This is a genomic window from Streptomyces sp. NPDC004134 (genome assembly GCF_042874195.1).
Classification (GTDB): domain Bacteria; phylum Actinomycetota; class Actinomycetes; order Streptomycetales; family Streptomycetaceae; genus Streptomyces.
The window spans coordinates 19,349-28,241 of record NZ_JBIAMS010000047.1 but is presented as its reverse complement, the minus strand read 5'-3'; the positions used below and the strand labels follow the sequence as shown (position 1 = coordinate 28,241).

The 8,893-nt window shown below is 72.3% G+C and carries 6 protein-coding genes; 1 reads left to right on the top strand and 5 read right to left on the bottom strand.

What is annotated here, in order from left to right; translation table 11 throughout:
- Nucleotides 1–879: 879 nt before the first annotated feature.
- On the bottom strand, nucleotides 880–1,413 hold the full coding sequence (locus ACFYVJ_RS34405; RefSeq protein ID WP_388900328.1) for a DinB family protein: 534 nt from the start codon (nucleotides 1,411–1,413) through the stop codon (nucleotides 880–882).
- Between the two features lie 71 nt (nucleotides 1,414–1,484).
- The gene (locus tag ACFYVJ_RS34400; RefSeq protein WP_388900325.1) at nucleotides 1,485–2,090 is read right to left on the bottom strand and encodes a hypothetical protein; all 606 of its coding nucleotides are present in this window, start codon (nucleotides 2,088–2,090) and stop codon (nucleotides 1,485–1,487) included.
- Nucleotides 2,091–2,225: 135 nt separating this feature from the next.
- Between ACFYVJ_RS34400 and ACFYVJ_RS34395 the strand changes: the two genes are divergently transcribed.
- Nucleotides 2,226–3,194, top strand: a complete 969-nt coding sequence (locus ACFYVJ_RS34395) for a DMT family transporter (RefSeq protein WP_388900323.1) — start codon at nucleotides 2,226–2,228, stop codon at nucleotides 3,192–3,194.
- Nucleotides 3,195–3,269: 75 nt separating this feature from the next.
- Here the strand turns inward: ACFYVJ_RS34395 and ACFYVJ_RS34390 are convergent, their stop codons facing one another.
- From ACFYVJ_RS34390 to ACFYVJ_RS34380, 3 genes are all read right to left on the bottom strand, one after another.
- Nucleotides 3,270–4,187 (bottom strand): NADP-dependent oxidoreductase, encoded by a 918-nt coding sequence (locus ACFYVJ_RS34390; RefSeq protein ID WP_388900334.1) that lies wholly within the window; start codon nucleotides 4,185–4,187, stop codon nucleotides 3,270–3,272.
- Between the two features lie 208 nt (nucleotides 4,188–4,395).
- Entirely contained in the window at nucleotides 4,396–6,333 is a 1,938-nt protein-coding gene (locus ACFYVJ_RS34385; protein WP_388900320.1) for an OmpL47-type beta-barrel domain-containing protein, read from the bottom strand.
- Nucleotides 6,330–8,765, bottom strand: coding sequence for a ThuA domain-containing protein (locus tag ACFYVJ_RS34380; RefSeq protein WP_388900317.1), 2,436 nt, complete (start codon nucleotides 8,763–8,765; stop codon nucleotides 6,330–6,332). Before ACFYVJ_RS34380 ends, ACFYVJ_RS34385 begins: the two co-directional genes overlap by 4 nt.
- Nucleotides 8,766–8,893 lie beyond the last annotated feature (128 nt).

Sequence of the window (8,893 nt, the reverse complement as noted above, 5' to 3'; positions counted from 1 at the left end):
CGAACCGCTTCACCACATCGTCCCAGTACACCTTGGACGCATTCGACGCCTTGTCCCCGTAATCAGCCGCCACCAACTTGATGGTGGTCGTCCCGTCCGAGCTGCCCCCGTCGTCACCGCATGCCGTAAGCCCCAGTACCAGCGCAGAGGCCGCTGCGCCGGCACTGATCAACCGTACTGTCCTCACTGTTGAACCCCTTTGTCCTCGGCGCTGGTTTACGACCAGATGAAGATCATCCAGCGTGCGCTGGGCGTCAGCCTACCGACGGGCGCGTCTCGCGAACAGGTCTAGGCCACTGCCGTGACCTGCCTGCAATCCGGGGCTTCCGAGTGCTTCCGTTTCGTTCCCGGCGGCAACGCACGGTAGTCACGTACGCGAGTCTCCTGGCCGCGTACGGAGCGGCCGGAATGGTCATCGCCCCGTACGCCAGCGGCGCGGGAGCGCGGGAGTACCGGGGCAAGTGCGGGCGGAGTCGGTGGTGCAGGCACCGCGGCACCGGCGCCTGCCGATCGCTGATCCGCCTGCGGCGGGGCTCGACCGACCTACGTACGGTGACGGAAACGGGCTCCAAGGCGGGCGACGCGTGGTGTCGCGCAAGTCGGAGCCATGACGACGTGGTCCGCTCTGCGCACGGTGTGAACTGACCGCGGCCGAGGGCACGGAGAGGCAGAAGGCGCGGTGGACGAGACCACCGGCGACACGGGCACACCGGCCGGCTCACGCGGCTGCGGCGGGCCGCACGCGACTGAAGGAAGGACGGAACAGCGGGCCGGGCCAGGGGATGAACCGGCCCGCCGAGATCAGTGGAGCAGCCGTGCCCCGGGGGTCCGGGGGCGGAGCCCCCGGAAAACCCCTCCCCCGCCCACTCCCGGAGGGGGTCAGCGGTCCAGCGGGGCGCCCACGTCGTACAGGTGGTGGAGCACGTCGTGCACGAAGTACCGCGCGAACGTGTCGACCGTGAAGGCGGCGCCGTCGCTCCGGAACCCCGTCCGCTGCCACTCCCCCTCGCCGACCTCGTCCAGGTGCTCCGCCAGCGTCTCCCCCCACGCCGACAGCTCCGCCGCCACCCGCAGCGGGTCCTGCTCGCCGTACCGCTCCGCGACCGCCGTCTCGTCCTGATCCCAGTTGGCGAACCGCGGGCCGTCCTCGGTCAGCATCCGGCGCACCCGCTCGTCGCCCAGCCGGAACACGTCGCGCACATGGCACGCGTACTCCAGCGCCGACCAGACGTCGGGACGCGGCCGCACCCGCAGCCGCTCCGGCTCGTCGGCCAGCACCTGCACCCAGCGCACGGCGCACTTCCGCATCAGCGTGGAGACGTCCTGCGGGCGGGTCTCCGCCGCCGAGAAGCCGCACTCGGGGCAGGGGCGGTCCAGGACCCAGGTCCAGTCCTTGGTGTCCGGTGTGATCATGCCGTCCAGTCTCCCCGCGGCGGACTGTGCAGCACCAGCGAGAATCCGTTCAAGGGATCGGTAAGCGACGCTTAATCGACGGCCCACCGCTGCAGCAGCCCCCAGGCGAACTCCGCCGTGCACGCGCGCGGTTCGCCGGCGGCGTCCGGCGCGGTGAAGGCCAGCGCGAAGCGGGGGGCGGCGGACGCCTCGCGGGGCGCCGCGGGCGGGAAGGCCCGCGCCACCTCGTCGACGGTGCAGCCCCAGGGCGCCAGTTCGGCGAGCGTGCGCAGCGCGGGACCCGCCGCGCCCGGCGCCCGTACGAGCCAGGCGTTGAGCGCGACGCCGCCCACGCCGCAGGTCGCCTCGAACCGCAGGTCGGGCCAGAGCGGCACCGGCCAGACGTGCACGTCCAGCGTCATGTCGCCGTGCGCCCGCCGCGTCACCGACGCCGGCGGCCCGAGCAGCGCCGCGAAGTCGCGGGCCCGCGCGGCGCCGGCGGCCCGGCCGCCGCGGGCGCGGAGCCGGCCCTGCCAGCGGCGGTTGGCCTCGCGCATCGCGGTACGGGGCACGCCGAGGGCGCGCAGCGCGCCGGCGACCAGGTCGGGCTGGAAGTCCTGCATGCGGCGCAGCAGGACGAGCTGGAACTGCACGGGGCCCGGCAGCGGGGCGGAGTCGTCGTAGAGGAGGGAGGCCACCCGCCCATGATTCCCCGCCGATGAGTTCCGGCGCCGCGGGCAGTCCACAAACACGACGGCAGCGATGGCTTGCGGACAGGATCTGTCCGCAAGGCTCGATACCGTCCGGGGACGGGCTCGACCACCGGAGGGGACATGAACGGCATGAACGGCCTCGCGACAGCACTGGTGCTGGCCATCGCGTCCGCCGCCGCGTACGCGGGGGCCGCCGTGCTCCAGGAGCGGGTCGCGGGGGCGGGCCGGGAGGCGGACGCGGGGGTGTGGGCGGCGCTGAAGCGCGGCTCGTGGTGGCTGTCGGTCGGGCTGAACGTCGCGGGCGCGGCGCTGCACGTCCTCGCGCTGCGGTACGGGCCGCTGACCCTGATTCAGCCGCTGGGCGCGCTCACGCTGGTCCTCGCGCTGCCGCTGCAGGCGGCGGTCACCGGCCGCGCGGTCGGCGCGGTGCGGTGGCGGGGCGCGGCGCTGACGCTGGCCGGGCTGGCGGGGGTGCTGCTCCTGGTGCGCGGCGGCGGGCACATCGAGGTGCTCACCCCGGCGCAGGTCCTCGGCACGGCCGCGGCCACCGCGGCGGCGCTGGCGGCGCTGGTCGCGGCGGCCCGCCGGGCGGGCCCGCGGGCCGCCGGGATCGCGTACGCCACGGCCGCGGGCATCGCCTTCGGCGCGGGCTCGGTGCTGACCCAGACGGTCGCGGTACGCCCAGGACTCGACGCCTTCACGGTGCTGACGGGCCTCGCGGTGGCGGCCCTGGCCCCGGCGGGCCTGATGCTCTCGCAGGCGGCCTACCGCGACGGCCTGGGCGCGCCCCTGGCCACGGTGACGCTGGTCAACCCGGCGGTCTGCGCGGCGGTGGGCCTGACCCTGCTGGGCGAACGACTGACCGGCGGCGCGCTCGGGTTGGCGGCAGCCCTGACGGCGACGGCCCTGGCCACCCACGGCGTACTCCTGCTCTCCCGCCCCGACGAGCCGGCGGAGCGGACTCCGGCGGCGGGGCCCTGCGCCCCGGCGGCGCTGCCGCGTCCGGCCGCCAAGGCAGCGGACCAGGCCCGGGGTTGGACACGGCACCCGGCACCCCGCCCGGCCGACACCTTCGGCCTCGCCCGCTGACCGCGCCGACCGCGCTGGCCGCGCTGACCGCGCTGACCGCGCTGACCGCGCTGACCGCCGGGCGAAACCCGCCCCTCAGTCCGCCACCAGGACGATCTTCCCCCGCAAGTGGCCCCCCTCGCTCGCCCGGTGGGCGTCCGGGGCCTCCGCCAGGGGCAGCGCGCGCCACACCGGCAGGTGGAGGCGGCCGTCGCGGTACAGGGCCAGGGCGCGTTCGATACCCGGCACGTACTGGTCCTCGCCGTCCGACTGGCGCGAGAACCGTACGCCCAGCGGCTGAGCGCCCGTCGCGTCCGCGATCGTCAGGACCCGGTCCTGCCCGCCGGCCAGGTCCACCGACTCCGGCAGCACGCCGCGGCCCGCGGCGTCCAGGACCGCGTCGACGTCCGGGGCCAGTTCCCGTACCCGGGCGCCCACGCCCTCCCCGTACGCGACCGGCTCCGCGCCCAGCGAGCGCAGGTAGTCGTGGTTCGCGGGGCTCGCGGTGCCGATGACCCGTACCCCCGCCGAGACCGCGAACTGCACCGCCAGGCTGCCCACCCCGCCCGCCGCGCCGTGCACGAGCAGCGTGTCGTCCTTCGCCACGCGCAGCGCCGCCAGCGTGCGGTACGCGGTCTCCGCCGCCACCGGCAGCCCGCCCGCCAGCTCCCACGGCAGCCCCGGCGGCTTGGCCACCAGCCGGTCCGCGCGGGCCAGCGTCTGCACCGCGTACCCCGCGGCCACCGGCCCCAGCACCTCGTCGCCCACCCGCCACGGCCCCGCGTCCTCGCCCACGGACTCGACCACGCCCGCGGCCTCCAGCCCCAGGACGTACGGGAACGCCGGCGTCCTGACCGCTGCCATCCGCCCGCCGCGCAGCTTCCAGTCCAGCGGGTTGACCCCCGCGCAGCGGACGCGGAGGCGCACCTGGCCGGCGGCCGGCACCGGGACCTCGACGTCGAGGGGGCGCAGCACCTCCGGGCCGCCGTACTCGGAGAATCCCATGGCGAACACCACGGGCCATCACCTTCCTTCGGGACCGTGGACACCGAACGGACCGACTATCCCACCGAGGTGCGCGCACCGGTGCGCTTTCGATCCCGTGGCGAACAGGCGTTTCGGCCCCGGCGCCCGTTGGTACACCCCCCGGAACGCCTGATGGGGGGCGGTGTGTGCCACCGCCCCCCACCGGGACTCGATCCGGGTCAGCCGACCGTATACGTCACAGCGGCTTGATCCGGATGTCGCGGTACGAGACCACGTCCGTCGTGCCGTGCACCTGGAGGCCGATGTAGCCCTTCGCGTGCTGGCGGCCGTCCGTGCCCGGGTCGTCGCCGCGCGGCGGCGAGAAGAGCTGCCCCGGCGAGTTCTCGAACTCGTTGAGGAGCACGCCGTTGCGGTAGATCGAGTACTTCTGACCCACCACCCGGATCTCGTAGTCGTTCCACGTGCCCTTCGGGGTCACCCCGGCCGAGCCGTGGTCGATCCGGTCGAAGCCGTAGATCGAGCCGGTCTTGTACTGGTCGCCGGCCTCCGAGTCGAAGACCTGCACCTCGTGCCCGTACTTGATCGCGACCCACTCGGGCCGCGACTCGTCCGGGTGGTCGCGCACGTCGGGGAAGCGGACGAAGACACCGGAGTTGGTGCGCCCGCTGCCCGGCGCGTCGTCGCGCCACTGCAGCTTGAGCGAGAAGTCACCGTACTGGGCCTGCGGGTACCACAGCATGCCCATGCCGCCCACGGTCGTCCCGCTCGTCATCGAGCCGTCCCCGTTGAGGTTGAAGCTCCCGCCGCCGACCTGCTGCCACTTGGAGAACGAGTTCTCCGTGCCGGTGAAGATCGGCGTGTAGCCCTCGTTCTGGCCCGGCTTGCCGATCCCCGACTCCCTGGCGGTGTCGCGGATGATCTGGCGCTCCTCGGCGTTGATCACCGCGTCCGCGTACAGCTCGTCGGTGACGTTCCGGATGTGGTCCAGGAACGCCTTCTGCTTCGGCCACGCCTTCTCGTCCTCGATCACCTCGTTGATCGTGCAGCCGTTCGCGGTGACGCGGTTGGGCACGTGGGTGTCGTACTGGCCGATGAAGACGATCGGACGCGAGTCCAGCTCCGGGCAGTCCGGGTCGGGGTTGGGGTACCTCTCGACGATCGTGAAGGTGACCGTCCCGACCTCGGAGGAGTTGCCCGCCTTGTCGGTGGCCCGGTAGGTGACCGTGTGCTCGCCGACGGTGTGGATGTGCAGCATGTCGGCGTACCGCTGGAAGGCGCTGCCGTTGACCGAGTACTCGACCTTGTCGAGTCCGGAGCCGCCGGTGTCCGCGCCCTTCAGCGTGACCATGGCATTGTCCAGATACGCGCCGTCGGCGTTCCGCTCGCCGCTCACCGAGGCGGTGACCGTGGGCGGCGTGGTGTCCTCCCCGGACTCGGCGACCGTGAAGGTCACCGACTTCTCCTCGCTGGTGTTGCCCGCCTTGTCGGTGGCGCGGTATCTGACGGTGTGCTCGCCCGGCGTGTTGACCACGATGGGCGCCTCGTACGCGGTCCAGTCCGTGGCCCCGCCCAGGGCGAAGTCGACGCGGTCGACCCCCGACATGTCGTCGGTGGCGGACAGCTCGACCGTCGCGCTGCCCAGGTACACGCCGTTCGCGTCCTGCTCGCCCTTGACCTCCGCGGCCGCCTCGGGCGCCGTGGTGTCCTCGCCGCCGCCGTCCGTGACGATCAGCTCGCCGACCATCGAACCGTGGCCGGGAATCGCGCAGAAGTAGCGGTACTTGCCCGGCGAGAGGTTGACCGTCGCCTGCCACTTGCCGTTGTTCTGGTCGTTCGGGGACGCCTGGAGGTTGAGGCTGACGTCCTTGTTGTAGCCGTCGCTGAACGTGTCGAACGTCAGCGTGTGCGGCATGCCGGTGGTGTTGCCGGTGGCGGCGCTGTTCTCGAAGACGATGGTCGTCTCCCCCGCCACCGCCGTCGTGGGTGCGGACGTGTACTCGGTGATGCTGTCACCCGCGGTCCAGGTCAGCGTCTGCGCCGCCGCCCGGGCCTCGGCGGGCGCCGCCGCGCCCGCGGTGGGCAGGCCGCCCGGCGCGAGCAGCGCCAGGCAGACCGCCACCAGTGTGATCAGCGCCCGCCGCAGCACACCCGCGGTCAGAGCTCCGGATCTCATTGACTTCCCTTCGCGATCAGGTCTCCGGGCAGCGGCGTCGCCGGCCCGCCCTTGTACGTGACCCGCCACAGGGCGGACGCCGAGTCGGCGTTGAAGAAGCCGCGGCCGTAGTCGAGCACGTAGAGCGCGCCGTCGGGGCCGAACTTCCAGTCCATCAGGTTGCGGATGCCGCCGCTGCCGACCGGGATGATCTTGTCGAGCGACTCGGCGTGCACCGGCAGTCCGCCGTCACCGGCGTTGTCCGGGTCCATGACCACGGCGTGCCGCGGCTGGTCCCCGTCGTAGAAGTCGCCGACGAACCACTTGTCGTTCCAGTACTCCGGCCACTTCACCTCGCTGTCGGAGGAGGCGTCGTAGCGGTAGACGGGGCCCGTCATGGCCGCCTGGCCGCCGCCCTTGAGCCAGGGCAGCCGGTACTGCGCCTCGTTGACGTTGTAGCTGGGCACCCCGTCCGCGTTGCGCGGGTAGTCGGGGCCGCCGCCCTGGGGCGAGTACCAGATGTTGTTGTCGCGGACCGGCGGCAGGTCCGTGAGCCCGTCGTTGTTGGGCGAGGTGTTCTTGATGTTGTCGCAGTCGTACCAGTCGAGCGGCTGCGACGGGTCGGGCAGGTTGCGGTCGCGGTACGGCTGCGAGTTGCCCATGCAGTACGGCCAGCCCTGGTTGCCCGCGCTGGTGATGACGGCGAACGTGTCGTACTTGGCCGGGCCCCAGGTGGTGCTCGGCGAGCCTGCGTCCGGGCCGACCCAGCCCGCGTAGAGGCGGTCGTCCGCGTCGATCTCGATGCGGGACGGGTTGCGTACGCCCATCACGTAGATCTCGGGCCTGGCCTGGTCGCCGTCGCCCTCGTCGCCGGTGAAGAGGTTGCCCTCGGGGATGGTGTACGTGCCGTCGTCCTCGGGGTGGATCCGAAGGATCTTCCCGTTGAGGTTGTTGGTGTTGCCCGCGGTGCGGCGCGCGTCGGCGAAGGACACGCCGCCGAAGTTGGGCTCCGGGTTGTTGCCCGAGTAGCCGTCGCTGAACCGCGAGGAGTTGGTGTCACCGGTGGCGACGTACAGGTTGCCCTTGGAGTCCCACTCCATGTCGCCGCCCGCGTGGCAGCAACTGTGCACCTGGACGGGCCAGGACAGCACGACCTTCTCGGAGGCGGTGTCGAGCTTCTGCGTCTCCTGGTCGATGGTGAAGCGGGAGACCCGCCGCTCGGCCATGTGCGCGGCACGGTCGACGCCGGAGTGCGGCGTGTAGTGCAGGTACACGTAGCCGTTGGTGGCGAAGTCCTGGTCGAGGGCGATGCCGAGCAGGCCCTCCTCGACCTTGACCAGCTCGTCGCCGCCGCCCTTGTTGCCGAAGACGTCGAGCGTGCCGACCGCGGTGACCTTCTCGGTCTCCGGGTCCCACATGTGGATCGTGCCGGGGCCCTTGCCCATCTCCGGGCTGTTCCAGTCGACGTTGACCGGGGCGCCGGACCAGCGGCCGCCGCGGCCGATGTAGTAGACCTTGCCGTCGTCGGCGATGTCGATGCCGTGCGGCTCGCCGATCTGGTCGAGCTGGTTCGCCTGGTTCGGCTGGGTCAGCCGGGTCGCCTGGTAGTTGGCGGTGATGCTCGCCTGGCAGTCCGCGCGCGCCTGGCGCGTGGTCCACAGCAGCGCGCCGCGCAGGTGCGACCGGAAGTTCTCCTCGGCGAAGCCGGCGGCGGTGCCGCCCATGCCGGTGTAGAACGAGCGGCCGCCCTCGTAGTCGCGGCACCAGGAGATCGGGTGGTCCCAGCCGTTGGCCGTCGTGCCCGGCTGGTACGTGTTCTCCCGGACCCTGGCGACGGTGTGGACGCTGCCGGACGGATTGGGGGCCCAGTTGGTCCACACGTCGCTGCGCTTCCACTCCAGCGGCAGCTCCTTGGTGGCCGGGTTCAGCCGGTCGCCGACCTCGACGACGGCCTCCTGCGCGCCGCCGGAGGTGCCGGCGGGGCGGCTGCCGATCAGGCCCGTGAACCAGTCGGACTCCGGTTCCGAGCGGGCCGCGTCATGGATGCCGAGGAACCCGCCGCCCGCCTTGATGTAGCGCTGGAACGACTGCTCCTGCATGGTGTTGAGCCGGTCGCTGCCCGGTGACAGGAAGACGACGGCGTTGTACCTGGCCAGGTTCTTGTCGGTGAACGCCGTGACCTCGTCGGTCGCGGTCACCGTGAACGTCTCGGGCCCCTGGGCACCGATTGCCTCGATGGCCTCGATGCCCGCCCGGGTCACGGCGTGCTGTTCGCCGTCGACCCTGATGAACACGAGTACCGAAGCAGCCGCCTTGCCCGGCGGCTTGCCGGCCGCAAGCGGTCCTGCGTCCGACGGTCCTGCCACGGCCTGCGCTCCTGCAAGGAGCGTTGCCGCCATGGCCACCGCCGATGCGCCGGCCGCCCAGCGTAGGGCGTTTCCCCTGCGTCGCATGGTCCTCCCACCTCGTCCCGGGATGCTGCGGGATAGCTGCGCCGCCGTAGGAAGTTAGACCCCTTTTCGCGAACTGCCAATGCCTACAGCCGGATTCGGTTCGAACTTTGTCCTGAGGATGGGCAAAG